This window comes from Saccharibacillus sp. CPCC 101409, assembly GCF_030518235.1.
Taxonomy (GTDB): Bacteria; Bacillota; Bacilli; order Paenibacillales; family Paenibacillaceae; genus Saccharibacillus.
In genome coordinates this window covers 47,751-73,819 of the sequence record NZ_JAULSA010000006.1, presented here as the reverse complement: position 1 = coordinate 73,819, position 26,069 = coordinate 47,751, and the positions used below count along the sequence as shown (strand labels likewise).

General features: G+C 54.4%; 22 protein-coding genes and 1 pseudogene. 9 read left to right on the top strand and 14 right to left on the bottom strand.

Annotation, left to right across the window (positions count from 1 at the left end):
• Positions 1-121: 121 nt before the first annotated feature.
• Together QWJ34_RS14665 and QWJ34_RS14660 are read right to left on the bottom strand one after the other, a co-directional pair.
• A complete protein-coding gene (locus QWJ34_RS14665) occupies positions 122-580 on the bottom strand; it encodes a hypothetical protein (protein WP_302728906.1) in 459 nt (152 codons plus the stop codon).
• A gap of 87 nt (positions 581-667) precedes the next feature.
• Positions 668-1,402 carry a hypothetical protein gene (locus QWJ34_RS14660; RefSeq protein ID WP_302728905.1) on the bottom strand — a complete coding sequence of 245 codons (735 nt, stop codon included), beginning with the start codon at positions 1,400-1,402 and terminating at the stop codon, positions 668-670.
• 176 nt (positions 1,403-1,578) lie between these two features.
• On the opposite strand from QWJ34_RS14660, the gene QWJ34_RS14655 reads away from it, so the two are divergent.
• Positions 1,579-2,169 (top strand): hypothetical protein, encoded by a 591-nt coding sequence (locus QWJ34_RS14655; protein WP_302728903.1) that lies wholly within the window; start codon positions 1,579-1,581, stop codon positions 2,167-2,169.
• Between the two features lie 76 nt (positions 2,170-2,245).
• Positions 2,246-4,453 (top strand): glycoside hydrolase domain-containing protein, encoded by a 2,208-nt coding sequence (locus tag QWJ34_RS14650; protein ID WP_302728901.1) that lies wholly within the window; start codon positions 2,246-2,248, stop codon positions 4,451-4,453.
• Between the two features lie 104 nt (positions 4,454-4,557).
• Here QWJ34_RS14650 and QWJ34_RS14645 read toward each other — a convergent pair whose 3' ends face one another.
• The 5 genes from QWJ34_RS14645 to QWJ34_RS14625 all read right to left on the bottom strand — a co-directional run bounded on the left by QWJ34_RS14645 (position 4,558) and on the right by QWJ34_RS14625 (position 11,206).
• Entirely contained in the window at positions 4,558-5,082 is a 525-nt protein-coding gene (locus tag QWJ34_RS14645; RefSeq protein ID WP_302728899.1) for a YcxB family protein, read from the bottom strand.
• A 176-nt stretch (positions 5,083-5,258) separates the two neighbouring features.
• The gene (locus QWJ34_RS14640) at positions 5,259-7,316 is read right to left on the bottom strand and encodes a peptidoglycan D,D-transpeptidase FtsI family protein (RefSeq protein ID WP_302728898.1); all 2,058 of its coding nucleotides are present in this window, start codon (positions 7,314-7,316) and stop codon (positions 5,259-5,261) included.
• Between the two features lie 116 nt (positions 7,317-7,432).
• A complete protein-coding gene (locus QWJ34_RS14635; RefSeq protein ID WP_302728897.1) occupies positions 7,433-9,532 on the bottom strand; it encodes a peptidoglycan D,D-transpeptidase FtsI family protein in 2,100 nt (699 codons plus the stop codon).
• Between the two features lie 41 nt (positions 9,533-9,573).
• Complete coding sequence (locus QWJ34_RS14630) at positions 9,574-10,704, bottom strand: transglutaminase domain-containing protein (protein WP_302728895.1); 1,131 nt, start codon at positions 10,702-10,704, stop codon at positions 9,574-9,576.
• Between the two features lie 64 nt (positions 10,705-10,768).
• Positions 10,769-11,206 carry an ATPase gene (locus tag QWJ34_RS14625; protein WP_302728893.1) on the bottom strand — a complete coding sequence of 146 codons (438 nt, stop codon included), beginning with the start codon at positions 11,204-11,206 and terminating at the stop codon, positions 10,769-10,771.
• Between the two features lie 259 nt (positions 11,207-11,465).
• On the opposite strand from QWJ34_RS14625, the pseudogene QWJ34_RS14620 reads away from it, so the two are divergent.
• Positions 11,466-11,795: pseudogene (locus QWJ34_RS14620) on the top strand (toprim domain-containing protein); the annotation flags it as partial.
• A gap of 202 nt (positions 11,796-11,997) precedes the next feature.
• On the opposite strand, the gene cyoE reads toward QWJ34_RS14620, so the two are convergent.
• Positions 11,998-12,924 carry a heme o synthase gene (gene cyoE / locus QWJ34_RS14615; RefSeq protein WP_302728891.1) on the bottom strand — a complete coding sequence of 309 codons (927 nt, stop codon included), beginning with the start codon at positions 12,922-12,924 and terminating at the stop codon, positions 11,998-12,000.
• Positions 12,925-13,281: 357 nt separating this feature from the next.
• On the opposite strand from cyoE, the gene QWJ34_RS14610 reads away from it, so the two are divergent.
• Positions 13,282-13,461: a hypothetical protein gene (locus QWJ34_RS14610; protein WP_302728889.1), complete on the top strand. Its 180-nt coding sequence runs from the start codon at positions 13,282-13,284 to the stop codon at positions 13,459-13,461.
• 81 nt (positions 13,462-13,542) lie between these two features.
• On the opposite strand, the gene trpS is transcribed toward QWJ34_RS14610, so the two are convergent.
• Positions 13,543-14,529 carry a tryptophan--tRNA ligase gene (gene trpS, locus QWJ34_RS14605; protein ID WP_302728887.1) on the bottom strand — a complete coding sequence of 329 codons (987 nt, stop codon included), beginning with the start codon at positions 14,527-14,529 and terminating at the stop codon, positions 13,543-13,545.
• A gap of 566 nt (positions 14,530-15,095) precedes the next feature.
• Positions 15,096-15,503 (bottom strand): O-methyltransferase, encoded by a 408-nt coding sequence (locus tag QWJ34_RS14600; RefSeq protein ID WP_302728885.1) that lies wholly within the window; start codon positions 15,501-15,503, stop codon positions 15,096-15,098.
• 379 nt (positions 15,504-15,882) lie between these two features.
• On the opposite strand from QWJ34_RS14600, the gene QWJ34_RS14595 reads away from it, so the two are divergent.
• From QWJ34_RS14595 to QWJ34_RS14585, 3 genes are all read left to right on the top strand, one after another.
• Positions 15,883-16,914: a LacI family DNA-binding transcriptional regulator gene (locus QWJ34_RS14595; RefSeq protein WP_302728883.1), complete on the top strand. Its 1,032-nt coding sequence runs from the start codon at positions 15,883-15,885 to the stop codon at positions 16,912-16,914.
• Positions 16,915-17,217: 303 nt separating this feature from the next.
• Entirely contained in the window at positions 17,218-18,468 is a 1,251-nt protein-coding gene (locus QWJ34_RS14590) for a PTS ascorbate transporter subunit IIC (RefSeq protein WP_302728882.1), read from the top strand.
• A 56-nt stretch (positions 18,469-18,524) separates the two neighbouring features.
• On the top strand, positions 18,525-18,869 hold the full coding sequence (locus tag QWJ34_RS14585; RefSeq protein ID WP_302728881.1) for a cupin domain-containing protein: 345 nt from the start codon (positions 18,525-18,527) through the stop codon (positions 18,867-18,869).
• Between the two features lie 148 nt (positions 18,870-19,017).
• Here the strand turns inward: QWJ34_RS14585 and QWJ34_RS14580 are convergent, their stop codons facing one another.
• The gene (locus tag QWJ34_RS14580; RefSeq protein ID WP_302728880.1) at positions 19,018-20,817 is read right to left on the bottom strand and encodes a M3 family oligoendopeptidase; all 1,800 of its coding nucleotides are present in this window, start codon (positions 20,815-20,817) and stop codon (positions 19,018-19,020) included.
• A gap of 144 nt (positions 20,818-20,961) precedes the next feature.
• Here QWJ34_RS14580 and QWJ34_RS14575 point away from each other — a divergent pair, with 144 nt between their 5' ends.
• Both QWJ34_RS14575 and QWJ34_RS14570 read left to right on the top strand, forming a co-directional pair.
• Positions 20,962-21,147 (top strand): YycC family protein, encoded by a 186-nt coding sequence (locus tag QWJ34_RS14575; RefSeq protein WP_302728879.1) that lies wholly within the window; start codon positions 20,962-20,964, stop codon positions 21,145-21,147.
• A gap of 4 nt (positions 21,148-21,151) precedes the next feature.
• A complete protein-coding gene (locus QWJ34_RS14570) occupies positions 21,152-21,382 on the top strand; it encodes a hypothetical protein (RefSeq protein ID WP_302728878.1) in 231 nt (76 codons plus the stop codon).
• Between the two features lie 632 nt (positions 21,383-22,014).
• On the opposite strand, the gene QWJ34_RS14565 is transcribed toward QWJ34_RS14570, so the two are convergent.
• From QWJ34_RS14565 to QWJ34_RS14555, 3 genes are all read right to left on the bottom strand, one after another.
• A complete protein-coding gene (locus QWJ34_RS14565) occupies positions 22,015-23,337 on the bottom strand; it encodes a 6-phospho-beta-glucosidase (RefSeq protein WP_302728877.1) in 1,323 nt (440 codons plus the stop codon).
• A complete protein-coding gene (locus QWJ34_RS14560) occupies positions 23,334-24,308 on the bottom strand; it encodes an N-acetylglucosamine kinase (protein ID WP_302728875.1) in 975 nt (324 codons plus the stop codon). The genes QWJ34_RS14565 and QWJ34_RS14560 overlap by 4 nt, the downstream gene beginning before the upstream one ends.
• Positions 24,309-24,405: 97 nt before the next feature.
• Positions 24,406-26,067 carry an extracellular solute-binding protein gene (locus QWJ34_RS14555; RefSeq protein WP_302728873.1) on the bottom strand — a complete coding sequence of 554 codons (1,662 nt, stop codon included), beginning with the start codon at positions 26,065-26,067 and terminating at the stop codon, positions 24,406-24,408.
• Positions 26,068-26,069 lie beyond the last annotated feature (2 nt).

Sequence of the window (26,069 nt, the reverse complement as noted above, 5' to 3'; positions counted from 1 at the left end):
TTCTATAATGCGACTCTGGATAATTTTGCACACTAGAGATACAGCTTGTTTTCTATTTTTTAAATTGAATCTTATCAGAGACGCATGTTGTAATGAATATTTCATTAAACAATAGACAATATCAATAATTAGTAATAGCTGCTGATCCTCCATCACCATCGATTACTTCTAATTTTAATTTATAGTCATACCCATTCTTCATGTAATAATATTTTGTTTTTGAAACATATCCTAATGTCACATTAATATAAATATTATCCACTTCATTCCAACTAGAACCATTATATTCTAACAAATGCACACTCGCTACGCTACCACCATCTTCATACGATAAAGTAAAACTTCCAGTTCTATTTCTACCATTTACTGAGCTACTATATTTAGGCCATCCAGTCTGATAAGTAGCTTTACTTACCGTAGCCCTTTGTTGATCGGCTTGAATCGAAATAGAACCCCCGGAAGAATCAATAAGCGGACTGGAAGGCAAAGAAGCAGGCTTTGCAGTTTCTTGAGCAGACGCCAGACTTGACGCTCCCAAAATTACGGACGCAGCCAATATACCCGAGATCATTTTCTTCATAACAAAAACCTTCTTTCTTTGTTATTTTAACACAATATATAAAATAACCAATTTCCCATATAATAAACATTTTTATTGTAAGCTATTTTATTTCTCATATTCTCGATTCCAAAAAACTCGAAAAGAATTCTTGGCACGCTGCACCAGCTTGCGCATTCTGGCATTGTATTCCTCTTCGCCAAAAGCCGCCGCGATCTCTTGATTGGCGGCTCCTTCGTTAAGCATCTTAATTACGCGCGCATACTTTGCATTGATGTCGCTGAATCCGTCCAGCAATCTTCGAATTTCCATGCGTTCCATAAATTCGTTTTCCGCTGAAGTCGCGGTAGGAAGAACGGCTTCTCCAAGCGTTCGATTCGATTCTTCCGGCAGAGCGACTAAACGATCAAGCGAATCCAAACGCGCTTTGTCGTATCGACGTTCATTTTTGTCGTTTTTACCTCCTTTATTCGCATACTGTCTCCAAACATCGGATTCCCTAAATCGCAGAAAGTTCTGCAGCCGGGGCATAAAACTCCCCAGCTCTCGCCGAAATGTCTTTGTCGCCTCGTATAAACCTTCCGCAAACCGAGATTCAAAATCTTCGGCAGGTATCGATATACCAAAACGCTGCGCTCTGATCCGGGCCGATTCGGCTTTCTTTTTAATAAAAGGATAAACTTCTAAAAATAAGTCTTCAAAAATGAATGGATCCTCTTTTTTTGAAAATTCGGCGGCCAGAGCGTCTATTAATTCCTCATTTATTCCAATCATTATTCCTGTTCCCCTTTTGATCCCCGATTTCCCGGGTTTAGTAGAGGAATAATTTTTACTAATTTCCAAATTACCCTCTCTACTATAGAAGGAGTTTTTAAGTCTGTTTCCACAACCAAAAAAAGAACGTTTGTTCCCTTTATTTTTAAACAGATGCCACAAATCAAATAATTACTCGACATAGGAAGTCAAAGCTTGGGACGGCGCCACCGGCTTTTAATATTTCCAATCAGGAGGTCTTTACCATGTGGGTTTGGGTTTACAATTCGACAAATGCCGAAACGAAAGATGCTTTTATTCACGATACCGGCACTTCTGTACAAGCACCTATTTATGACGGCCAGCTTTTTTTACAAGATAATTCTTCTCCCGGCAACTTTTATACTTGGGATCGCGCTCATGCGGGGTGGGTCAAAGTCACCGCTATAAACGGCGTGAATACAGCGCAAAAAACAGCAACTATTTCGATTTATACCGGATTCGATTTCATATGGGAGCAAATTTATCGGCTGGATAACTTTAATTGCAGCATCTGGAACTCCTGTACTGCCGACGGAAAATGGGGATCTCATTACAGCCTGCGCAGTCCGCTTAAAATCTATACGGACGACGGAAACCTTGCTGAAACGCTGCCTTCAACTTATCGGATCGAATTTACAGGCGGATACGGATTCACGAAGTCCAGCACTCTTCCTACGAACGTTTCCGGTGTAGGCATCCGAGCTTCGGGCTGGAAAAATGCTTCAGGCAATCTCCATTCTTATGGCACCAATATTCGATTTGCCACCGTTGATTTCAAAGCTCATCCACTTAGCTACGGAATCAACACAGCGTGATGAGCAAGGACGGATAAAACTTATTCGCTTACTGCAAAGTCGGAAATCAAATATCATTCGAGAGGAGATTCACAATATGGACGCAAGAGTACTGCAAACACAGAAATGGCTGAACAGTACGTATAAAACAAGCGTGGGGTATAAACATGTGGACGAGGACGGTCTTACCGGCTGGAACACAATCTACTCCCTAACACGTGCGCTTCAACTTGAACTGGGCATTTCCGGCACGGAAACTTCCGATAGTTTCGGACCCAAAACGGAAAGCCTGTTCAAGCCGCTCCGCAAACAAGACGCCGGCGCCGCCAAAAACAATCAGTATTTTATTTTGCAGGGCGCGCTGTTCTGCAAAGGCTACAATCCGGGCGGATTGACCGGTAATTTTTTCGACGGGACGGAAAAAGCAGTCAAAGAACTGCAAAGCGATATCGGTCTCACGGTTCAGGACGGCGTGGTAACTGCGGCCTTGATGAAAGCTTTAATGAACATGAACTCTTATAAGCTGTCGTTCAAAGGGCGGGCGGAAATCCGTCAGGCTCAGCAGAATCTCAACCAGGACTATAACAAGTACTTCGGCCTGATGCCGACGGACGGCGTTTACTCCCGCGACACCAACAAGGCTTTGATCTACGCGCTGCAAGCGGAAGAAGGCCTCCCGGTCGGCACCGCCAACGGCAGCTTCGGCCCGAGTACCATCGCTCGCTGTCCTACGCTGAGCGAGAACAACGCGCCGCGCAAGCTGGTACAGATTCTGCAATACGCGCTCTCGTGCAACGGTTCCGAATACGATACGGGCGAGTTCAACGGCGTGTACGGTGCCCGGGTCAAAAGCAAAGTCTCGTACTTCCAATCCTTTATGATGCTTCCCGTTACGGGAATTGCGGACTTGACGACCATCAAACAGCTGCTGACCAGCAACGGGGATACCAGCCGCAGCGCCAAAGCCTGCGATGCTTCGACGATCCTGACGGAGGCCCGCGCCAAAACGCTGGTCGCAAACGGATACGAAGTCATTGGCCGCTATCTGACAGGCAACGTGTCCGACGGTAAGGGCGGGGTTCGCTCCAAAGCGATGACCCCCGATGAGTTGAAGATTATCTTCAACGCGGGACTGCGCGTTTTCCCGATCTATCAGGACGGAGGCTACCGCTCCTCTTACTTTGTGCCGGGCCAGGGAACGATCGACGGCTATAAGGCGCATCGGGCAGCAAGACAATTGGGCTTTCCGAGCGGGACATCGATTTATTTCGCCGTCGATTACGATGCTTACGATTACGAAGTCACAGAGAAGCTGATTCCTTATTTCCGGGAAATCCGGGAAGCATTCGATACTCTGGACAACTCCAAAACGCTGCCTTCCTACAAGATCAGCATTTATGGCGCCCGCAATACTTGTATTCGTACGGCGGCGGACTACAAAGCGCAAACCGAGTTCAGCTTCGTTTCGGATATGTCGACAGGCTTTAGCGGCAACCTGGGTTTCCCAATGCCGGACAACTGGGCGTTCGACCAATTTTTCGAAACCTCGATTGGAACAGGGGACGGGCTTATCGGCATCGACAAAGATGCTTATTCGGGACGCGACCCCGGCGTTTCCGCGCTGGTCCAAGCTTCCGATCCGGATAAAGACGCCCTGTATGCCGCCTGGGTAGAGATGGTTTCTTCCTTCCCTCTGCTCAAGGATATTAGATCGTTGTATACGGGAAATCTGATTCTGAACACCAAGCAAAGAATTTACGAATCTGCGATTGTGGATGTCGATCTGGAAACGAGAACTACTTATACCGCAGAAGGCAACGAGATGCACAAGATCAATATCACAAACGGCAAACCTGGCGTTTCGGCCGAAACGATGCTGGGCGATACCAAGATTAAACTTTCCGTCGATCAGGTGAAAGACTTCAAAAACTTTCTGAATAACGTATCGCTTACCGTCGAAAACGGCAGCCTGGCGCTTGCCGTGACTCCAATGGGCGATAAGTTGACCGTAAAAATCAAAGTCTCCAAAACCGCGGTTCCGCTTACGGACGGGACTAAGGCGACGCTTGAAATTTATGTCATCTATACATTCAAGAAGCTGCCGGACGAAGATAATCCGAATTACGATTCGTTGAATCCGGATCTGGCCATTGCATTGGGAGCCACTGTAGCCGGCCTTGCACTTGTTTTCTTGGTAGCTCCTTATATTACTGTAGGAGGCGCCATTTACGCAGGGGCGGCGGCAATCATCGCTTTTCTATCGGGACTGCTGCCGTTCGGCGACGACGGAGAAGCGGACGCTTAACCTAATACGCATTTAATCGACAAAGATTAAAAAGCAGCGAAAAGCGCGTCCTTATCACCAAGGATGCGCTTTTTCGCTGCTTAAATTCCGAATATTACGGAAATTTATTTAGTATTAGAGGTCTGGCGATTCCAGTCGAACTTCAGATGACGATCGAAATAATCGCTCAGCCTCTGCATGTCGTCTTTATCTTCAACCCCTCTTTTGGGAATAATAAAAGCCTCTTTAGCGGAAACGTATAAAAGATAATAGCCTGGAATCTCTCGACCTGAAATAAACTGACTCCAGTTAAAAAATACTCGATAAAGTGGAGTTTGCCGCTGTATCCCCTCTTCGCCGATCAAAAGCGTAGTCGATCCCTTAAGCTTCGAATCCATGTTTTTGTGTATATGCCGACGTATAGACCAGAGAGCAACAGAATTATAAATAAACGGAAAAACAATCACCCAACTCAAGAAAACAATTAGAACCGAAACATCGAATCCGCTTCTTAGAACGAGTATACCCAAGATTAAAGCGATGAACGCGTAAATCATCCATTTTACTTTTTTATGCTCACTGGAACGAGGAACGAAATCTTTCTGAACTTGAAAAAGATCATCCGGAGTAAATTCGAACTTTATTTCCACAATCAGCAGTCCTTTCGAATTCGATTACCTATACTCCATTAGTATAATCCACTCGTATCCATCTATTCAATTTTGTTCTACGTCCCGGATTAATAAAAAGACGGTTCCAAGCTCTTGTGAACTTTGGAACCGTCTTTTTAAGTTTCCGTAACAGGGACGCAGCTTGCAGATATTCTTTACTCCCCGCCCTGCCCTGTTTCTCCCTCCGCGCCTTCTTCCACTTTCTCCAGCGACTTCTTCGGCACGCCGTCGAGTCCGTATTCGTAATCGTACGCGTCGAAGATCGCGCGGGCGATCGGAGCGGCGCTCTTGGAGCCGAAGCCGCCTTCCGGCACCATTACGGCGACGGCCAGCTTCGGATTCTCGCGCGGCGCATAAGCGATAAATACGCCGTTATCAAAGTAATTCGGCTTAACCCCCTGCGTCGACGTACCGGTCTTGCGGGCGAAGTCGTAAGGGAAGTCCTTGAATGCTTCGTCCACCTGCGTATTCATACCCCGCTGAATCACGTTCCAGTACTCGTCCGGATACGTCACTTTATCCATTACTTCACGGCCAAACTCTTTAACCGTTTCGCCTTTGGAATCGGTGATTTTGCTGACCAGATGAGGTTTCAGGCGTTCGCCGCGATTCGCCAGCATAGCCGTATACTGTGCAAGCTGCATGGTCGTGTATTTGCCTTTTTGACCGAAAGAAGCAAACACCATCCGGGACAGTACGCTGCTGTTATCGGCTTCGCCGCTGAGATAATCGTTTCCGCCCGTAGATTCGCCCGGAAGGTCCACCCCCGTTCTGACGCCGAGTCCGAACTCGTGCATGTATTTGTCCCAGACTTTGACCGAGTCGGCTCCGTAACGGTTGTACATCGGCTCGCCGACCATATCGATCATAAAGGCGTTTGAAGATTCTTCGATCGCACGGGCCGGTGTAATATTTCCGATGACATGTCCGCCCGCATTCTGGACCCGGTCTTTATTTTCCCGTCCGTATGTGGCAAATCCTTTATCGTTATAGACGGTGCCCGTACTGTAGAATCCTTCCTTCAGGCCGATCAGTACGCTGAGCGGTTTGAGCGTCGAGCCGAGATAAACGACCGATTCCGCATTTTTACCCGTTTCGCTGGTCGGCTTGGGACGGATCGTTCCGTTCAAATAGGCGTATTCGACCGCTTTCGAATCGGCTTCGCTGATCGATCCGCTCCGATAGACATTGGGATCCAGATCCGGCATCTCGGCCATCGCGACGACGTTGCCGGTGTCGATCTCCATCGCTACGGCGCTGCCCGAGATAGCATCCGGCAGTCGGGACAGCTGATTGGCGATCGCTTCTTCCGTTTTCATCTGCACGTTCTTGTCGATCGTCGTCCAAATATCGTTCCCCTTTACCGGCGGCACGATCTCTTCCAATCCCTGCACGGTATTCTGCGCGGTGACGCCAAACTTCTGGTAACCGTTCTCGCCGCGAAGTTCGGCCTGGTACTGCTGTTCGAGTCCGTAATAACCGACCAGCTCATCCTCGCTGTACTGCAAGCCCTGGTTTTCCTGCTTTTTCAATCCTGCGTTGATATCTTTATAGACCTTGATGCCCGTATCCGGGTCGATAACGGACTTGAATTTCTTCACATAACCGATCGTTTGCGGCGCCACGGTGTCGGTATCGTAACGTCTGCCCGTTTCTTCCACGACTTCGAAGGTCATCAGGTCGGCATATTTCTGTTTGTTTTCTTTAAAATAAGCCACTTCTTTATCACTGAGATCGGTCTTAACCTTACGCGGCGAATAGCCGAATTTGACTTTGTTGTCCACGTCCAGAATAGTCTTGCCGACAAGTTCTTTCAGCGTTGGATTCTCTACGTTCGGATCGCCGAATTCACTGAAATTCTTCAATACCTCTTTCAAAGCGGTCTTTAGCGCGGGACGATTTTCCAGCCCTTTCCCTTTGCTGAAATCCTGCTTCAATGTGATATACAGCGACTGCGTCGGCACGGAATAAGCGAGCTTTTCTCCCTGCTTCGCATAAATGATTCCGCGTACGGGTTCCATTGGAATATCGCGCGTTTTGCGATCTTCCGCTTCTTCCTGAAGCTTGGGCGCTTCCACAAACTGGAGCGAAGCGGTACGCAAGATGATGACGGCAAATACGGCAAATACCGTGAAAAAGAACAGGCTCATCCGCGTATTGAAGCTTCTGCGTTTGCGATGATCGTCCTGCTCTTCCCTCGTCCAAATCCTCATCTCATCCTCCTTCATCGGCTGCGCGGCAAGAGACGCTCCAGGCAGAGCGCCTCCCGCGCCGGCATCCGGCTATTGTTTTGATTTGTCCGCTTAGACGGACGCAGATTATGCAATCGTTACGGGTTCTGTCCTTCGACCGCGGCATTCGTCCCGTCGGCGGAAGCGCCGTCTACCGGAGTGCCGTCTTCGTTGGTTTGCTCCAGCGTTTTCTTCGGCACGCCGTCCAGGCCGTATTCGTAATCGTAGGCGTCGAAGATCTTGCGGGCGATCGGCGCCGCGCTTTGCGAGCCGAATCCGCCCTCCGGTACGACTACGGCTACTGCCAACTTTGGGTTCTCGCGTGGAGCATAGGCGATGAAGACACCGTTATCGATATCCGTCTCGCGTACACGCTGAGTAGAGGTACCGGTTTTACGCGCAAAGTCGTACGGGAAATCATCGAATGTTCCTTCAAGCTTGGTGTTCATGCCTTTTTGAATAAGATCCCAGTACTCATCCGAGTATTCGGCCTTATTGATTACTTCGCGTTTCGCCTCTTTGACAACCTTGCCGTTAGAATCTGTAATCTTGCTTACAATATGCGGTTTTAGGCGTTCGCCCCGGTTTGCCAGCATTGTTACATACTGGGCAAGCTGCATCGTTGTATATTTACCCTGCTGACCGAACGAAGCATAAGCCATCCGCGAGAGTAAACTTTCTTTTTTATTCGTATAATCTCTTGTACCCGACTGTTCGCCGGGAAGATCCACCTCAGTAAGAACCCCGAGTCCGAATTCCTTCATATGTTTGTCCCAGATGTCGAGAACTCCGGAACCATATTTGTTCAGAAGCGGTTTGCCTACCATATCAATCATAAAGGTATTCGATGATTCTTGAATAGCCGTTCTTGGCGTAATGTTGCCCAAAAAGTGCCCTCCGGCATTTTTAATCCCTCTTTTATCGGTTGGGGTTAAGTAAGTGATGCCATCATCGTAGTACGGTGTATAAAGACCGAATAACCCTTCCTTTAAACCAATCAGTACACTTAAAGGTTTGATTGTCGAGCCCATGTATACAACCGATTCCGCTTTATTGCGCAGGTCGTCCGGCGCTTTGGCGCGAATCGTCCCGTTGACATACAGATTTTTAATCTCTTCATAATGCTCGCCTGATATACTTCCTGTACTGTAGTAGTTCGCATCAAAATCAGGCATGCTCGCCATCGCGACTACATTGCCGTTTTCAACATCCATCGCTACGGCAAAACCGGTAGAAACATAAGGATGCGTAGAACGAAGAGTCTGAATCTCTTCGGAAATCGCTTTTTCCGTTTCCGTCTGCACATATTTATTGATACTCATCCAAATGTCATTGCCCTTCTGCGGTGCTACAACCTCTTCCGTCCCACCTTCTTTTGCCATACTTTGAGGCGTAATTTCGATACGTTTATACCCGTTTTTTCCCCGCAGCTCTTCCTGATACTCCTGCTCCAGACCATAGTAACCGACAATCTCATCCTCCAAATATTGAAGGTTGGGTTTGGACTGAGCGGTCTGCTGTTTATAAACTTTCTGATAAAATTCAAAATTCGGGTTCTCCCGTACAGACTTGAATTTGGACAAATATCCCACCGTCTGCACCGCCACCGAATCCGGATCGTACGCACGCGTCGTTTCTTCGACCACATCGAGCATCAACACGCCTTTGAACTCGTTCTTATGCTCTTTGAAATAAGCGACCTCGGCTTCGTTCAGATCGGTTTTGATCTTGCGCGGCGTATAGCCGTAGTGGCTTTTATTGTTCAGATCCAGCCGCTCTTTGCTCAGCATTTCTTCCAGTGTAATCGGTTCTCCGCCCGGGTTGAGCTCCTGGAATTTCGCCAGCAGCTGATTGACGGCCTTTTTCAGCTCGGGGCGGTTCTTGAGCCCCAGCTCGCTGTCGTCGCCGTAAGTCTTGAGCGGAGTCGCGTACAGTGTCTGCGTCGGCTCCGAATACGCGATCGGAACTTTATCCGCCGAGTAGATCGTACCGCGCACCGGCGCCATCGGGATATCGCGCGTGGCCTGATTGACCGCCTGTTCTTTCAGCTCCGGCCCTTCGACGAACTGGAGCATGGCCGTGCGTACAATAATGACGGAGAAAATCACAAAAACGCTGAAAAAAAACAAATTAAGTCTGAGACCGAAACTCCGCTGACGCCGGGACTCGTTCTCCCGGTCCTTATCCTGCACTTTCATGGACGCCTCCTCTTGATGAACCTTCGCCGCAGGCGGCCGGCTTACAGCACGCTCTGCTTAATATGGGTGTCGGCAAAATCGTCGCGGTCGAACCAGTCGCCTCCGGCCGCCCAGGTCGGGTCGAGCGAAATCCAGCGGTCTTCTTCCGGCGCATACACCTCGTTCCAGGCATGCGAGCCGTATCCGCCTTTTCCGTCGGCGCCGAGTCCGGTCACTACGCGGACCTGCAGGCCTGCGGAGCGTGCCATAACGGCGTAAAGCCTGGCGTAATCGATACAGACTCCGCGCCGCGTATCGTAAGTGTCGCGGGGCGTCTGCTCGTGCCAGATTCCTTTATTTTCATAATCGCTGACTTTATCGTAATCGTATTGGATTCGCGTTCCGACCCAGCGGTACAGCAGCTTGGCTTTATCTATGTCTGTGCCGCCGTCCTGCGTAACCTTCTTGGCCGCCTGCCCGATGTCTGCGGGAATATCCCGGTCGATCACATCGTACTTCTGCCGGATGATATTCTCCAGCTCGCTTGAAGCCGCTTCGGTCAGCACCGGAAGACGGCTGCGCAGCCAGTCTCCCGCCGCCGGCGCGAATACGTTCTGCGCCGTGTAGCGATAGGCCGGCGACGCTTCCGCGTAACGGCCGACCGGGCTGTCCGGGCGCAGCGACACGAATACGAACAGCAGCGCGAGCAGCAGCAGGCTGCGCCAGATTCCGGCGACCAGCCCCAGACCCGCACCGCCGAGCCGGTCCAACGCGGCGTTCGAACGCCGGCGCTTGCTTTTCTTTTTGGCCGGTTCCGCGGCGGAAGAGCGCCATCTGCCCAGCAGCGACAGCGCCGTCAGACAGACCGGATAGATCAGCAGAAACAGCAGCGCGATCCGCAGCAGCGGAAAGTCGGACACGAAGCCGAGCAGCGTGTAGCCCGCTTCTGTCCAGCGCGGCAGTTCTCCGGCCGGCATGGCGAGCACCGTACGGTCGGCCCAGTCCTGGACGTAAGGAGACGTCCAGCCGGCCAGCAGCAGCGCGGCCAGAACGCCCAGCAGACGCAGCAGCAGCCGGCCGAACATAGTGCCGAGCCCCGCCGCCGTGCGCCGCGTACCCATGAGAGCGCCGCGCAGCGCGGACAGCGCCAGGACGGCAAGCAGCAGGATCGTCACGATATCTGTGCTCAGCACTTGGCTCACCCCCCGAATATTGGACGACGCGGGCCTGCCGATTCCCTGCAGGAACCGTTCGCGTTCATCGGCGGCTTTTCGCGGCGCGGATCAAGGCGTTCACCTGTTCGCTGCGTTTCCATTCGCCCAGCGGGACCCCGCGGTACGTCACTTCGACCGTGGAAGCGTTCGGCTGCCCGACCAGCTTCAAGCTGGCGGTCTCCACCGTAAACGAATTGTCGGCGTTTTGTTTGAACTTCGCCTGGTCCGCTTCGTCTTTCAGCATCTTGAGCGCTTCCTGCTGCAGCTTGCTTACCGCTTCGTTCTTGACATCCGATACCGTACTTTGAATCTTGTCCAGCGACACGCCGCTGTATACAATCAAAGCGACGACGATTACGACGGCTATCGCCCATTTGATCATCGTCTTCACCACGTTTACGACCAACAGGATCGCGACCAGCGCGATCAGCAGAATCAGCCAGTTCTGCCTGGCAAATTCGAGCCATACTTCCGTATTCAACAGGCCATTCCCTCCGCTTCCGCAGCTTTCGATTCACGCGGCCGCCCCCTCGTTTCATGCGGCCCTGCGCGCCTTTCAATTATACAGGAAAAAAAGGCTCCCTGTCAGCTTTCGCTTACTCCTGCTTGCCTTTTTGCAATCGCCGCATACGCCCGGTAAACTAAAGGCAGCGGACTGCGCTCCATGACGAATCCGGCCGCCGCGGCCGAAATTCCCACTCCACCCCAAGAATCTCATCACGGCAGGAGGCGAATCATCCATGTCGATCACCATCATCGTAGAAGGCAAGAACGACCGCAGCAAGCTGCGCCGGCTGCTGGACGAAGAAGTCCGCATCCTGTGCACGTTCGGCACGCCGAATTCCGCCAAGCTGGAATCGCTTTATCTCGAAGCGCGCCGCGACGACGTTTATTTGTTTCTGGACAACGATTCTTCGGGCCGGAAGATTCGCGCTCTGCTGTCGGATTTGTTTCCCGACGCCGACCATCTGTATACGCGAAGAGGCTACGCCGGCGTCGAAGGCACGCCCGACGAATACGCGGTGCAGCAGTTGGAGAAAGCGGGACTGGACGAATACATCCTGTATCCCGACAGCATGCTGCGGCCGGAACCGGAGGCGCCCAGGCGCCGCGGCGCTTTCGCTTCCGACCCGCATCCCGCCCCGGGGCGGGAACCGTACGAATAGATCGCCCGCCATGCAGGTTGTCCGGACGCGAAGCGCACATGAATAAAGCCGCCCTCCGCCGGGATTGCCCCGAATGCGAAGGACGGCCGGTCTGCCGATCCGCGAATCAATGCGCGGTGTCGATAATCATCAGCAGGAACGTGACCATCATATAATAGATGGAATACATGAATACTTTCTTGCCCCAGGCGTCGGGGTCCTGTCCTTTGGCCAGGCCTTTGACGGCGAAGTACAGCCACAGCACCGTAATGGCGACCGAAGCGATCGTAAAGATCAGGCCGACATAGCCGTAAGCGTACATCAGGACCGGAACCGGCAGCAGCAGGACGATGTAAGGCAGCATCTGCCACTGGGTGCGGCGAATGCCTTTGACGACCGGCAGGATCGGGAAGCCCGCGGCGCGGTATTCTTCGACCCGGCGAATGCCGAGCGCCCAGAAGTGCGGCGGCTGCCAGAGGAACATCCACAGGAACAGCAGCACGGCGCCCATGTCGATCGTATTGGTAACGGCGACGTATCCGATAACCGGCGGCATGGCGCCGGAGATTCCGCCGAGCGATGTGCTCCAGGTGGAGGTGCGTTTCAGCCACATGGTATACAGCACGACGTAAGCGAACATGCCGATCGCGCCGCAGACGCCCGTCAGCACGCCGCAGAATCCGAACAGGATGGCGAGTCCGAGCACGCCGAGCACAATGGCGTAGGTCAATACGATTCCCGGCGCAATCCTGCCGGTCGGCAGCGCGCGGTTGCGCGTGCGTTCCATCTTGGTGTCCATCTCGCGGTCGAGATAGTTATTGAACACGCCCGACGAACCGACGATCAGCATCGTGCCGGCCAGCGTCGCGATCAGGTTCGCGAAGTCGATCTTCCACTGCGAAGCCAGCCAGAAGCCGGCCAGCGTCACGAACAGATTCGAGCGCAGGATGCCGGGCTTGGCCAGCGTAACGAAGTCTCTCCACGTCGCCCGCGCCTCTGCGCGTTCCGAAACGGGCGCGGCTTCCGAAGCCGCATAATTCAATGATTTGCTCACGCCCTTGACTCCTCCTTATGTCTTTCAAATCCGCGGCCTCGTGAAGGCGCGCGGGTGTATGACGATAATGACCAGAATCGGCCGAACCATCGGCCGAGAAACGGTATCGCTATGACGTTTATCATATCAAACCCCCTTCTAATTGCCAACGATTCTCAATACAAGTTCGGTAATTTGACAATTTCGTGAGCTTTTCATTTTAAATATAGATTGCAGCTGTGAAAAACCGTGTGAAATTGGGTACATACATAAGCGAGAAAATTTTGGATTTTTGCGTCTGTTATGGCGTATACTAGACAGAGATAAGCAAACTCCGGTTTGCCGAAACATTCCCCATACAAAAACGGAGGTTTTTCGATGAATAAAGGTCTCGCACTCTGGTTCGCCGCCTCTTCGATGGCCCTGATTACGCTCTGCGCCATTCTGATTAACGAATCTCCCCTGCTGGCCGCCGGCGTCGGCGTCGTAGCGGTGCTCAATATCGGCTGGGGCTTCGTCACCAAAGCACGCATCCGCCGCAAAACGAGCGGCGTTTAGCGGCCTGCCTTTCCTTATAAACGGTCTTTCCAAAAAGCTGCCGGTCCTCCGTTCAAGGAGGCGGCAGCTTTTTGGCATGCATCAGTATTTCGGCAAAAAGCCCATCCGTTCGCGCACGCCTTTCATCGTTTCTTCGGCGACGGCTCCGGCGCGTTCCGCGCCTTTGGCCAGAATGCGCTTGATCTCGCCGGATTCGCGGATCTCGCTGTAGCGCTGCTGCAGCGGTTCCAGCACCGACACGACCGCTTCGCCCAGCTCTTTTTTGAACGCGCCGTACATTTTGCCTTCGAAATGTTCCTGGACCTGCGGCAGCTTAAGGCCCGTGCATTCGGCGTAAATGCTCATCAGGTTGCTGACTTCCGGTTTGTTCGCCGGATCGTAGCGCACTTCGCCGCCGGAATCGGTCGTGGCCCGGTTCAGTTTCTTCCGGATCACGTCGGGCGGATCGAGCAGCGCGATATAACTGCCGGCGTTCGGGTTGCTTTTGCTCATCTTCTTCGAAGCGTCGTCGAGCGACATGACGCGCGCGCCCACTTCCGGGATATACGGGTCCGGCACTTTGAAATACTCGCCGAAGCGGCTGTTGAAGCGTCCCGCCAGATCGCGCGTCAGTTCCAGATGCTGCTTCTGGTCTTCGCCGACCGGCACCAGATCGGCCTGGTACAGCAGGATATCCGCGGCCATCAGCGCCGGGTAGACGAACAGTCCCGCGCCGACCGAACCTTTGCCCGCCGATTTGTCCTTGAACTGCGTCATCCGCTCAAGCTCGCCCATGGCGACGAGCGTCGTCATCATCCAGCCGAGTTCCGCGTGCTGCGCAACATGCGACTGCATGAAGATATTCGATTTCTCCGGATCGATGCCGGCCGCTGCATACAGCGTCGCCACCGATTCCGACTGCTCGCGCAGCGCCGCCGGGTCCTGCGGCACGGTGATCGCGTGCAGATCGACTACCGAGAAATAACATTCGTGGTCGTGCTGAAGAGTTACGAAGTTTTTGATTGCCCCGATATAGTTGCCGATCGTCAGCTGCCCGCTGGGTTGAATGCCCGAAAGTACTTTTTTCATCTGCCTGATTCCTCCATTTTCGTTGTCCGCTTCGAAAAAGAAACACAAAAAGGCCCCGCGTCCGCAAGGGACGTGAGACCGTGGTACCACCCTTATTCATCGATTCGCGCGAAAGTATGTACTTCCACAATTGCGCGCGTCAAATCGATCTTGACCGTCCCGGTAACGGGGAACGGAATCCGGCCGGCCTACTGCGGAAGCGGTTCGCTCCCGGTTCGGCTCCGGCACTCCAGGGTCCATTCGGTCGGGCCGCTTCCGCCGGCTCGCATCAGCCGCCGGCTTTCTGCAGAAAGCCGCACCCGCCTACTTGTCCCCATCATCGCATTGTCGTGTGCAGACATCATAAGTCCGCGCACGTTCTTTGTCAAATTTCCTAAGCGAATCCGATAGTCCTTATCGGCATTCGCTCCCAGCGAGTCCGATAGTCCTTATCGGCATTCGCTCCCAGCGAATCCGGTAGTTCTTACCGGCATTCGCTCCCAGCGAATCCGATAGTCCTTATCGGTATTCGTCCCCCGGCGCATCCGGCTCCCTTTCCGGAATGCGCATCCTTTCCCGCCTCCCGGTCAGGAAAGGTCCGAACGGGCTTCTTTGTACGAAGGCTTCGGATAACGAATCATGCTGCTCGCCATATTGTAGTTGGATTCGAACTGCGCATCCACGACGACGGCCGCTTTACGGATCGCAAAATCGTAGTTGATTTCCCCGTGCGTCCAGCTCTTCTTGTAGTCGAGCGATTCGATCGCCATATTGCGGAATGCGCGAATCTGCTGTTCGTTCAGCCCGCAGTCCGGTCCTTCCAGATGTCCGTCCCGGCCGGCAAGCGGCGTATGACGCACCCCGAATTTCCCGATTACATTGTTGCGAATTTGAACGAACACAGTCCCCGACTCCAACCCCGACAATTCTTCTCCCAGCTCTTTGAATACGATATCCAGCTGTCTTGGAAGCGAATACTCGTTGACGACAAACATTATAGTCCCCCTTAGTAGATGACCCGCTTAAACTAGTTATTTCATACCGGTATGCAGCGCTTGATCTAATTATAAATGGCTAAATTGCCATCTTCAATACATGTCTAAAGAATTGGGTAAATATAACTATTTTATTGCAAATAACCTCCATTTTTCAGTCATATTCAAACAAAAGGCGAGCGCATTCGACTTTTGATCGCCTTTTTTCGAGCTTCCCTTTTTGGTATCGCAATCGTTATGCGCGTTTTTATTTCCCCGGCAATAGCCGGCGCGTTATACTTGAAAAGTACAATCAGGACGCCGCTTTTTCAAAAATTAGACTTGCGGCGCTCCGAATTTCATTTTGCTCGGTAAACCAGCTTGGGAGGCTGAACGATCCATGCCATCAACGTTAAAGGATGTAGCCCTGCGCGCCGGCGTATCCAAAAGCACCGTGTCGCAGTATCTGCACCAGCGGTATCACTATATGAGCGAAGAAACCAAGAAGAAAATCCAACTGGCGATCGAAGAGCTCGACTATATTCCGAACGAAGTCGCGCGCAGCCTCAAGCAAAAAAAGACGTTTATCGTTGGCGTAGTTTCGTCCACCATTTTATCGAAATTCACGACGGAAGTGGTGCGCGCGATCGAAGACGAGTGCCAGCTCAAAGGGATTCAGGTGATCGTATGCAACACCGACGACGATCCGCTCAAGGAAAATAAGTACGTCCAGTCGATGATCGCCCGCCAGGTGGACGGTCTTATCATTTTCCCGACCGAACAAAACCGCAAGCTGTATCAGTCGATGCTCAAAAGCGGCTATCCTTTCGTGTTTATCGACCGCAAAATCGACGGCATCGACGTGGATACGGTGCTGCTCGACAACGAACTTGCCAGCAGCCTCGCGGTGCAATCCCTGGTCGAACGCGGCCATACCCGCATCGGCATCCTGACGTTCCCCCTGGGTCAAAAAGCGATCACGACGAGAAGCGAACGTCTCCAGGGCTATCGTCAAACGCTTCAAAACAGCGGAATCGAAGTCGACGAAGCCTATGTCAAAAGCGGCAGATTGGACGAGATGCAGACGCTGATCGGGGAACTGTTTCGCTTATCGCCTCCTCCGAGCGCGATCGTCGCCACCAACGACATGATTCTCGAACAGGTGCTGATTTATGCCAAAAACCAATCGTTGTCCATTCCGCGCGATTTCTCCCTGATCGGGATCGACGACGTTTCGTTCGCGTCTTTCTATACGCCCCCGATCACGACCGTATCCCAGCCCAGCTTCGAGATCGGTAAAAGGAGCGCGCAGCTGCTGCTGCGGCAGATCGACCGTAAAGAACACGAACCGCGCCGGGCGGCGGAAATTTTTCGGTTGAGTCCCGCGTTGAATCCGAGAGAGTCCGTGCAGAACGCGAATGAACAAGATTAAGCCGGCCTTTTCGGCGGATCGACGGGATCGAACGGCAGCAGCCGAAGATTCCGTTTTCGTTTTTTTGGTAGCGCTTTAATTTTGTTGTTGCAAAACGGAAATAAGACGCTATAATTGGGCTAGGAAAGGAGGAGCGCCGGGAAACGGACGTTTTACACAGCGAATTGTGATTATATTCACAAATTATTCGGGCTATATTCTTTATCGCTCTGCTGGTTCAAAATTTTTTTGCGCTTATACTAAATCGATTTAGTAAGAACGGTTGTTTAAAAAATCCCTCACAGAAAGAAGCCGGAGATTCTTATGCATACGTTTATGAGCATTATCCGCGAACCTTCCATCATTATCGCCATCGTGACGTTTCTGGGCCTGATCTTCCAGCGCAGGAAGCTGACCGAGGTTATTACCGGGACCACGCTTTCTTTTATGGGCTTCACCATGATCAAAGTGGGCGGCGGCATTCTGGGCGGCGTGCTGACGAATTTCAGCCAGATCTTCTCGCACGCTTTCAATCTCAAAGGCGTGGTGCCGAGCAACGAAGCCATCATGTCGCTGACGATCGATCAGCTCGGCGCGGACGCCGCGGTTATTCTGCTGTTCGCCATGATCGTGAACATCGTGCTGGCCCGCGTCACCAAGTTCAAATACATCTACCTGTCTTTGCACCTGATCCTGTTTATGTGCTTTGCCGTCACGGCGGTGATGCGCGGGCTCGGAATTAGCTCGCTCGTTACGATCATCGTCGGTTCGGTCGTGATCGGAAGCTATATGGCCGTCTTTCCTTACCTGCTGCGGGGCGCGAGCCGCAAGATTATCCAATCCGACGAATACACGATCGCCCACGCTTCGATGACCGCTTACCTGATCGGCACCTATCTCGGAAAGTGGTTCGGCAATCCCGCCCACGATACGGAAAATGTCAAAATCAACGACCGCATCAGCTTCCTGCGCGATCCGAACGTAGCCACGACGCTGACTATGCTGATTCTGCTGCTCGTATCCGGACTGTTTGCCGGCTCCGCTTTTGTAAGCGAACTGGCCGACGGCAAAGAATACATCGTGTTTATCCTTGAACAATCGGCGATCTTCGCCGCGGGTCTGTATATCGCCAAAGCGGGCGTCAAATTGTTCACGACCGAGATCGTCCCGGCGTTCAAAGGCTTCTCGCAGGTATTTGCGCCAGGCGCCGTTCCCGGCGTCGACGTGCTCGTCCTGTTCGACAAATCGCCCAATTCCGCTCTGGTCGGCTTTCTGGTCAGCTTTTTTACCGGCGTCGCCTGCGTGTTCCTGTTCCCGGTCTTCGGCCTGCCCGTGATCGTGCCCGGCATTATGGCCTGCTTCCTCGCCGGCGGCGCGGCCGCCATCTTCGGCAACTCGACCGGCGGATTCCGGGGCGCGGTGCTGTCCAGCGGCTTCTGCGGATTCCTGCTGTGTCTGCTGCCCGCGCTTACGCTGCCGCTGTTCTCGTATCTCGGCGCCGAAGGCGTTACGTTTGCCGATCCCGACTTTACGACGCTTTCCGGTATTCTCTGGGGGATTTTTCGCTGGTTTTAACTAAATCGATTTATTTGAAAATAGAATAAGCTATACTATCCATATAGGAGGAGATTATGATGTTTTTTAAAGACTCGGATATTCGGTTGGATACGGTGGATGGGAACACGACCCGCAAAGTGCTGGCGCACAGTCCGCAGCTGATGTACGTCAAAGTGCTGTTCGCCAAAGCGGCCGCAGGCGAGATTCCGCTGCATAAGCATATTCACGAACAGGTTACTTACGTGATGCAGGGCAGCTTCCGCTTCGCGATCGAAGACGGCGGGCGGCGCGAAGAGCAGATCGTTCGTGAAGGCGACAGCATCCATTTCCCGTCCAACGCTCTGCACGGCTGCATTCCGCTCGAAGACGATTCCGTGCTGCTGGATGCGTTTACGCCGGCGCGCGAAGATTTCCTGTAAACCGCGCGGCCGAAACAATCATCGAACAGCCGTAAAAAAGCGATTCCCCGAAACCGGGAAATCGCTTTTTGCCATAGGAGGCGAACGCATAGAGAATCGGCCTCTGCGGCTTGATCCGTTCGCCCGAAGAGAAAAGCGCAAGCCGCGATCAGACGCGGTCTTTCGTCATTTCCAAGAACGTATGCACATCCGCAATGCTGACGTCGATCGCCGCCTGCCAGAAATCGGGCTGCGTCAGGTCGACGCCCAGATGTTTCTGCGCCAGATCTTCGACCCGCATCCGTCCGGTATCGAGCAGCAGCGCGTCGTATTTGTTCGCGAACGCCGCGCCTTCCTGCTGCGCCCGCGCATAAATGCCGGTGCTGAACATATAGCCGAACGTATACGGGAAGTTGTAGAACGGCACGCCCGTGTTGTAGAAATGCAGCTTGGACGCCCAGAAATGCGGATGGTAGTCCGACAGCGCGCCGCAGAACGCTTCCTGCTGCGCTTCGACCATCAGGTCGCTCAGATCCTGCGGCGTCAGCAGCCCTTCGCGGCGCTTCTCGTAGAAACGCGTTTCGAACAGGAAGCGGGCATGGATATTCATGAAGAACGCGATGCTGCGCTGAATTTTGTCTTCCAGCAGCACCAGGCGTTCTTCTTCGCTGGACGCTTTGCGGACCAGCGAATCGGCGACGATCATCTCGGCGAACGTCGAAGCGGTCTCGGCCACGTTCATGGCATAGCGCTGGCTGAACGTCGGCAGTTCGTCCATCACGTGCTGATGGTAGCCGTGACCCAGCTCGTGCGCCAGCGTCGATACGTTGGATGCCGTGCCGCTGTAAGTCATAAAGATACGCGTCTGTTTGGTCAGCGGCAGCGCGGTACAGAAGCCGCCCGGCCGTTTGCCGGCGCGGTCTTCGGCTTCGATCCAGTGCTGATCGAATGCGCCGCGCGCGAAGTCCGCCATGCGCGGGCTGAAGCTGCGGAACTGCTCGACGATCAGCTCCGCCGCGTCGTCGTACGGAATCTTGTCCGCCGACTCGCCGACCGGAGCGTCGACGTCGTGCCAGCCGAGCTTGTCCGTGCCGAGCAGCTTCGCTTTGCGGTTCAGGTACTCGACAAAGACCGGTTTGTTGTCGGTGATGACCCGCCACATCGTTTCCAGCGTTTGGTCCGACATGCGGTTGATTTCGAGCGGCTCGCGCAGCACGTTTTCCCAGCCGCGTTTCTCGTACAGCGCCAAGCGGAAGCCGGCCAGATGGTTCAAGGTATCGGAGCAGTAGTCTTCCACATCGGCCCAGGCCTGCTCCCAGTTCCTGCCCATCTCTTCGCGCTGCTTGGGATCGGCGGAACCGAGCTTGTTGGCCGCCTGCGCCGCGGACAGCAGCTTCGTTTCGCCGTTTTCCGTAAACTTGACGCGCACATGGCGCACAATCGTATTATAGAAGCTGCTCCAGCCCTGGTAGCCGTCCACCGACAGCGAAAGCGCCAGGCTTTCGAGTTCCGGCGACATTTTCTCGCGTGCCTGCAGGCGGCTTTCGCTCAGATTGAACGACACCGGCGATACCACTTCCCGGCTCATCCACGCTTCCCAGACGCCGTCTTCCGTATTTTGCAGCAGGCTGTCGAACGTCGCGAGCACGCTCTGCCAGCGGGCGCGGACCGAACCGACGCGCGCGGCGAGCTGCCCCGCTTTCTGGTCGTTCTGATCCTGCGCGCCCAGGCACGACACAAACGCCCCGGCCTGACGGAAGCGCGAGGAAATCCCCTGCACGTCGTCGAACACCGAATCGAACGCGGCGGTTTCGTCCGCCGACGAAGGAGGCTGCATGCCGCCGATCTTCGCTGCAAGCGCATCCACGTCTCCCGCCAGCTTTTTCAAAAAGGCATCGAATTCCTCAGAAGAAGATCCTCCGGGGAAAATCGTTTCCAGATCCCATGTTTGTCTCAACCGTTGACTCATTGCTTCCTCACCTTTCGCTGCTGATCTATACGGCTCTGCCGTTCGTTCTCGGAGCCCGTATGGTGTTTGGACGGGCCTCATGGTACAGTATAACTATATCGAAAACGTCTCATGAAGCCAAATCTCACATGGGAGGGAAAGCCAATGCGACCCCTGCAAATCTCGCCGGACACGGCGATCAAATTATCCAAACAACTCAACGTTCCGATCGAACAGTTGATGCATATGCCGCAGCACATCCTGATGCAAAGAATGGCGCAGCTCGCCAAACAGGAAGAAGACGCCGCTTCGGCAAACAAACCCGAAGACGGCAGCGGGGAGAAGAAGTAACCTCATGATTCCTTTTGAAAAAGCGCTGCCCTACGACCGTTCGATGGGTGATCTCACGGTGCCTGTCTGCCCGTTCTGCGGCGCCGAGAACGTCCTGCTGCCGATCAAGCCGAGCGAGCTGGACGATATTCATACCGGCCGCAAACGGCTGACGGTGTTTCCGTGCTGCCACGGGCGGCTGACGGTATTGGACTGCGACGACGATTATTTGTTGACGGACACGATCGTGAAGTGACGTTTTGGCTGCGTTTGAAAGTTTTTCGGAAAAGGTGGGTAGACTTTCAAAAGCAGCAGACACGAGCTTCGCGCTCGTGTCTTTTTTACGCGTGAAAAAAGCCCTTCGAAGAAGCTGGGATCTTCAAAGAGCTTAGGAAGTGCGCTTGGGGCGATTCTACGTTGCTCAAAAAGCAATGTAGAACGGAAATACGAGCTAAAATGCAGACTAGATTGACAATTCGGCAACGTAAAAGCGTAGATCAGGAGGAATTCGTCCATTTCAAGCTTGTACGTTGCTTTTTCGGCAATGTAAGTCGGCAGTAGGAGGTGTATTCGACGCCTACGTTGACAAAAAGTCAACGTAGCTCTGTAGCTCAGCGACTCAGCAGCCCAGTTGCCCGGTTGCTCAGCCAGATCAGCGGCTCAGCAGCTCGGTTGCTCGGTTGCTCAGCAAGATCAGCGGCTCAGCAGTTCGGTTGCTCGGTTGCTCCACAGCTCTACCCTGCCAGGTCGCCGAGTCATCCTGCAATTCGCATAGTCCGAGCACCTTCGGGACCGATAAAACTTGCGGCTTATGCCAATCCTGTCCAGCCTCCCTGTTCAACTTCCCATCGGTTACTTTACTTCTTACCCTCTTACCTTCTTTCCCTCTTACCGCACCGCCGCTTCGTCCATAAAAAACCGCCCCAGATAAGCTTTGTTCCGCTCCAGCATCTCGTTTAGCATCTTCTCGGCGGCGCTTACCGAAGGCACGAGGGGGTGGTGGGCCAGGGCGGTGAGGGCGAGATCGCGGCTGCCGGTGACGGCGGCCCGGATCGCGAGCTGTTCGTACGTCTTGACGGCGTGGATCAATCCTTTGGCCGCTTCGGGCACGGTTTGGACCGGAAGCGGGACGGGGCCGCTTCGCTGTACCCGGCAGTTGACTTCGATGCAGGCGTCGTCCGGCAGGAAGTCGAGGATGCCGTTATTCGCCACGTTCAGCGTCTGGATATCGCCTTTGTCGTTGTGAAGGGAGTTCATCAGCCGAACGGCGGCTTCGGAGTAGTAAGCGCCGCCGCGCTGCTCCAGCTGCTTGGGTTTCTCGGCCAGATTGACGTCCTGGTACAGCTCGAACAATTCCTCCTCCAGGCGCTGCACCGTTTCGGCCCGGGTCTCGCCCCTGGCCGCGGCTGCCTGCTGCTCCGCCAACAGTTCGCGGTGCAGATAGAAGTATTTCAGGTAGTAGGACGGAATCGCGTTCAGCGTGCGCAGCAGCGCGCCGTTCCACTCGTACTGCGGCACGTTCCGGGCGGAGTACCCGTCCCGGTTGTCCAGCAGTTCTTCCAGCTTCGACTCCCCGTCGATCTCGATGCGGCTGATATAATGCAGATGGTTCAGGCCGGCGAATTCGCAGGAGATGCGTTCGATCGGGACCTTGTAGAGCTGCGACAGCCATTTGTAAGCGGCGATCGGCGAATTGCACAGCCCGATCGTCCGGATGCGCGAATACTTGTTGACCGCTTCCGTGACCATGCCCGCCGGATTGGTGAAGTTGAGCAGCCAGGCGTCCGGGCACAGCTCTTCCATATCGCGGGCCACGTCCAGCAGGACGGGAATCGTCCGCAGCGCTTTCATCATGCCGCCCGGACCGGTCGTTTCCTGGCCGATCATGCCGTACTTGAGCGGAATCGTTTCGTCCCAGCCGCGCGCTTCGAGCATGCCGACCCGCATCTGGGTGGATACGAAGTCCGCTCCCGCGAGCGCTTCGCGCCGGTCCAGCGTCAGCTTGACCGTAATCGGCAGTCCGGATTTGGCGACCATGCGCCGGGCGAGCTGGCCGACGATCGACAGTTTGCGCCGGCCCGGCTCGATATCGACCAGCACGATCTCCCGGACCGGAAACGTGGCGTAATTCAAAATAAACCCTTCGATCAGCTCGGGGGTATACGAAGAACCGCCCCCGATCACCGCTATTTTCAAGCCCTGCTGCGTCATACGCTCGCCGCCTTTACGTTCAATTGTTGATGAATGCGCCGGTAAAGTTCTTCGTCCGCCGGTCCGTCTTCGTTGATCGCCATAAACAGAGCGCCCGCCACCGGTTCCATCGTCAGAATCGCCGGACTATAGTCCGGCGCGGCCGCCCGCATCTCTTCGTCGAGCGCCGGCACGATGTACCGGCTGTCCCCGCGCGTCAGCACGCTGCCGGCCAGCACAAGATCGAAGCGCTCCCGCTCCATGTCCAGCCGGCGGACGACCGCCGCGGCGGTCCGGCCGAGTTCCCGTCCCTGGCGCGCCAGAATGGTTCTTGCCGTTTCGTCGAATTCCGCCACCTCGAACAGGGCTTTGGCCAAGACGGACGGAATACGCCGTCCGGTGTCCAAATAACGGTGGAACATTTCTTCTTCCGAGTTCAGCCCGAGCTGCCGCAGCACGGCTTCCGTGAGCAGCGTCGGATTCTGCCGGCCTTCCCAGGCCCGGATTACCGCGCGGAACGCTTCCACCGCAAGTTCCGAACCTCCGCCGAAATCGCCGAACGCATAGCCGAAGCCGCCGATCTGAAGCTGTTCGCCCCGCGCGTTGATTCCGTAGCAGTTGGTGCCCGTGCCGCAGATGGCGACGACGCCGTAAGCCCGGCGCGTTCCCGCGCGCAGACCGATCACGGTATCGCACACAATGAGGTGCGGGTCCAATCCCATGCGCGCGACCATCGGCCGCAGAATCCGGAAATCCGCTTCGCGGTCGGCTCCCGCCAGTCCGAATACGGACCGCGTCACCTGTTCGCGGCTTACCCCCGCCTGCTCCAGCGCGTCTTCCACCGCCAGGCGAATATTGCGTTCGGCGGCGTCCGCGCCCAACTGATGGTTGCCGCATCCGCTTTCGGCCCGGCCGACAATCCGGCCCGTCTCTTCGCATACTACGACCAGCGTTTTGCTGCCTCCGCCGTCAACGCCCAAGTAATAATTCAACTTTCTTCGCTCCCGTAAGCGTCCCGGGCCCCGCATCCGATAAACGCGGGGCCCGCTGCCGCCGAATTATAGTCGTGCGCTTGGTTTGCCGCTTAAGTTACCGGCCCAGCTTGCCCAGATTTTCCTGCCACTTCTTCGTTTTATACTCCAGAAGCTGCGCGTAGCCCACCTGCTGCGCGTCTTTTTCCGCTTTGTCCAGGATATCCAGCACTTCCGCTTCGCTGCCCGCGTTCAGGATCGCCTGCGCTCTGGCTTTCTCGTAGATCTCCCCGACGCTCTGCTCGATAATGCCTTCATTCGAATCGCCGGCCGGGTTCAGATTGACGAACTCCGTCGTATCGTACTGCGTTTTCCAGGTAATCTCGGACTGCCATTTCGTTTCCCAGCTTTTCTTCTCCTCCGGCAGCGTGGATTCGAACTTCATCTTGGAATTGTCCACGTACACGGTATTGCCGACCCACTGCAGATTGACGGTGGAGTTCATCAGCTCGTCGCGCCCTTTGGTGTCGGTGGTAAACGCGTCCGTAAAGAGCGGGGCTTCGTCTTCGTCCACGCCTTTCCAGTACGTCCCTTCCGGTCCCCACATGCTGATGCGCTGGCCTTCCGGCCCGGTGAGCCAATCGAGGAACGCGAAGATCGCTTCCGGGTCTTTCGCCGAAGTGGTAATCACGCTGACGTTCCAGCCGAGCAGATTGTAGGTGCCGGGAAAAATTTTGTTTTTGTCCAGCCCCGCTTTGTGCACCGGCCAGACCATGATATAGCCCGCTTCGGGATCTTCGGCGCTGAGCATCGAGTTGCCGATCGCCCCGAATTCGGTCGGACTGGACGCGACGTACACGGCCGCTTTGCCGGTTACGATCTTCTGCTCCACCTGTTCGAGCGGCTGCGTAAACGCATCCTGGCTGATCAGCTTTTCCCGGTACAATTCATTGGCGTACACCAGCGTTTCGCGGAACGTCTCGTCCGTAAACGCCGAGGTCATCGCATCCCCCGACGGCACGGCCATCATGCTGCGCGAGCTGTACAGATACGGGCGGTTTTCCGCAAAAGCCGAGCTCATGATATCGATGCCCGACGCGGACTGACCCACTTCGAGCGGCACGACGTCCAGGTACTTTTCTTTGACTTTCAATAGATAATCGTGCAGATCGTCGGTCGTTTCGAGCGATGGCGCGCCCAGTTCGTTGTAGATTTTTTTGTTCACCAGATAACCGGCGTTGCCGTTGGGCTGCGTCGTATACCAGTTGGGAAACTGATACAGCTTGCCGTCCTCGGAGCGCAGCATGTCCAGCGTTTCGTCGCCGGCCCACTTTTTGAGATTCGGGTATTTGTCCAGATAATCGTCGAACGGCACGAGCGCCCCGGCCTGCCGCAGCGATTCCACGTCCGCCCCGCGTTCCGTCCAGATCACGTCCGGCAGCTCGCCCGACACGATCATCGTGCTCAGCTTCTGCTTGGCGTTGCCGCCCGAACTGACCGGAACGACATTGACCTTTTTGTTGGCCTTGATCCATTTGGACGCTTCGTCTTCGCCCCAGTTCGGCATCGTATACCAGTCGTAGTGGCCGTAAAAAGAAAATTCGAGCGGATTCTCGCCCAGCACATACGCGCCTCCGCCGGACTGTCCCGCCGAAGCTTCCGCTTTGGTGTCGCCCGCCGCGGTTCCCGCGCCGTCTCCGCCTCCCGAACATCCCGCCAGCCCAAACGCGACCGCAAACGCCGCCGGCCAGAATCCGAACGTCTTTTTGCCGATTTTCATCG

Bases quoted from the DNA above. Each gene is read 5' to 3' on its own strand.
- QWJ34_RS14600 (WP_302728885.1), bottom strand. From the start codon at position 15,503: ATGTTTGTCGTCAACGAGTATTCGCTTCCAAGACAGCTGGATATCGTA.
- QWJ34_RS14655 (WP_302728903.1), top strand. From the start codon at position 1,579: ATGTGGGTTTGGGTTTACAATTCGACAAATGCCGAAACGAAAGATGCT.
- QWJ34_RS14590 (WP_302728882.1), top strand. From the start codon at position 17,218: ATGCATACGTTTATGAGCATTATCCGCGAACCTTCCATCATTATCGCC.
- QWJ34_RS14610 (WP_302728889.1), top strand. From the start codon at position 13,282: ATGAATAAAGGTCTCGCACTCTGGTTCGCCGCCTCTTCGATGGCCCTG.
- QWJ34_RS14595 (WP_302728883.1), top strand. From the start codon at position 15,883: ATGCCATCAACGTTAAAGGATGTAGCCCTGCGCGCCGGCGTATCCAAA.
- QWJ34_RS14570 (WP_302728878.1), top strand. From the start codon at position 21,152: ATGATTCCTTTTGAAAAAGCGCTGCCCTACGACCGTTCGATGGGTGAT.
- QWJ34_RS14555 (WP_302728873.1), bottom strand. From the start codon at position 26,067: ATGAAAATCGGCAAAAAGACGTTCGGATTCTGGCCGGCGGCGTTTGCG.
- QWJ34_RS14585 (WP_302728881.1), top strand. From the start codon at position 18,525: ATGATGTTTTTTAAAGACTCGGATATTCGGTTGGATACGGTGGATGGG.
- QWJ34_RS14635 (WP_302728897.1), bottom strand. From the start codon at position 9,532: ATGAAAGTGCAGGATAAGGACCGGGAGAACGAGTCCCGGCGTCAGCGG.
- QWJ34_RS14640 (WP_302728898.1), bottom strand. From the start codon at position 7,316: ATGAGGATTTGGACGAGGGAAGAGCAGGACGATCATCGCAAACGCAGA.
- QWJ34_RS14650 (WP_302728901.1), top strand. From the start codon at position 2,246: ATGGACGCAAGAGTACTGCAAACACAGAAATGGCTGAACAGTACGTAT.
- trpS (WP_302728887.1), bottom strand. From the start codon at position 14,529: ATGAAAAAAGTACTTTCGGGCATTCAACCCAGCGGGCAGCTGACGATC.
- QWJ34_RS14575 (WP_302728879.1), top strand. From the start codon at position 20,962: ATGCGACCCCTGCAAATCTCGCCGGACACGGCGATCAAATTATCCAAA.
- QWJ34_RS14665 (WP_302728906.1), bottom strand. From the start codon at position 580: ATGAAGAAAATGATCTCGGGTATATTGGCTGCGTCCGTAATTTTGGGA.
- QWJ34_RS14565 (WP_302728877.1), bottom strand. From the start codon at position 23,337: ATGACGCAGCAGGGCTTGAAAATAGCGGTGATCGGGGGCGGTTCTTCG.
- QWJ34_RS14580 (WP_302728880.1), bottom strand. From the start codon at position 20,817: ATGAGTCAACGGTTGAGACAAACATGGGATCTGGAAACGATTTTCCCC.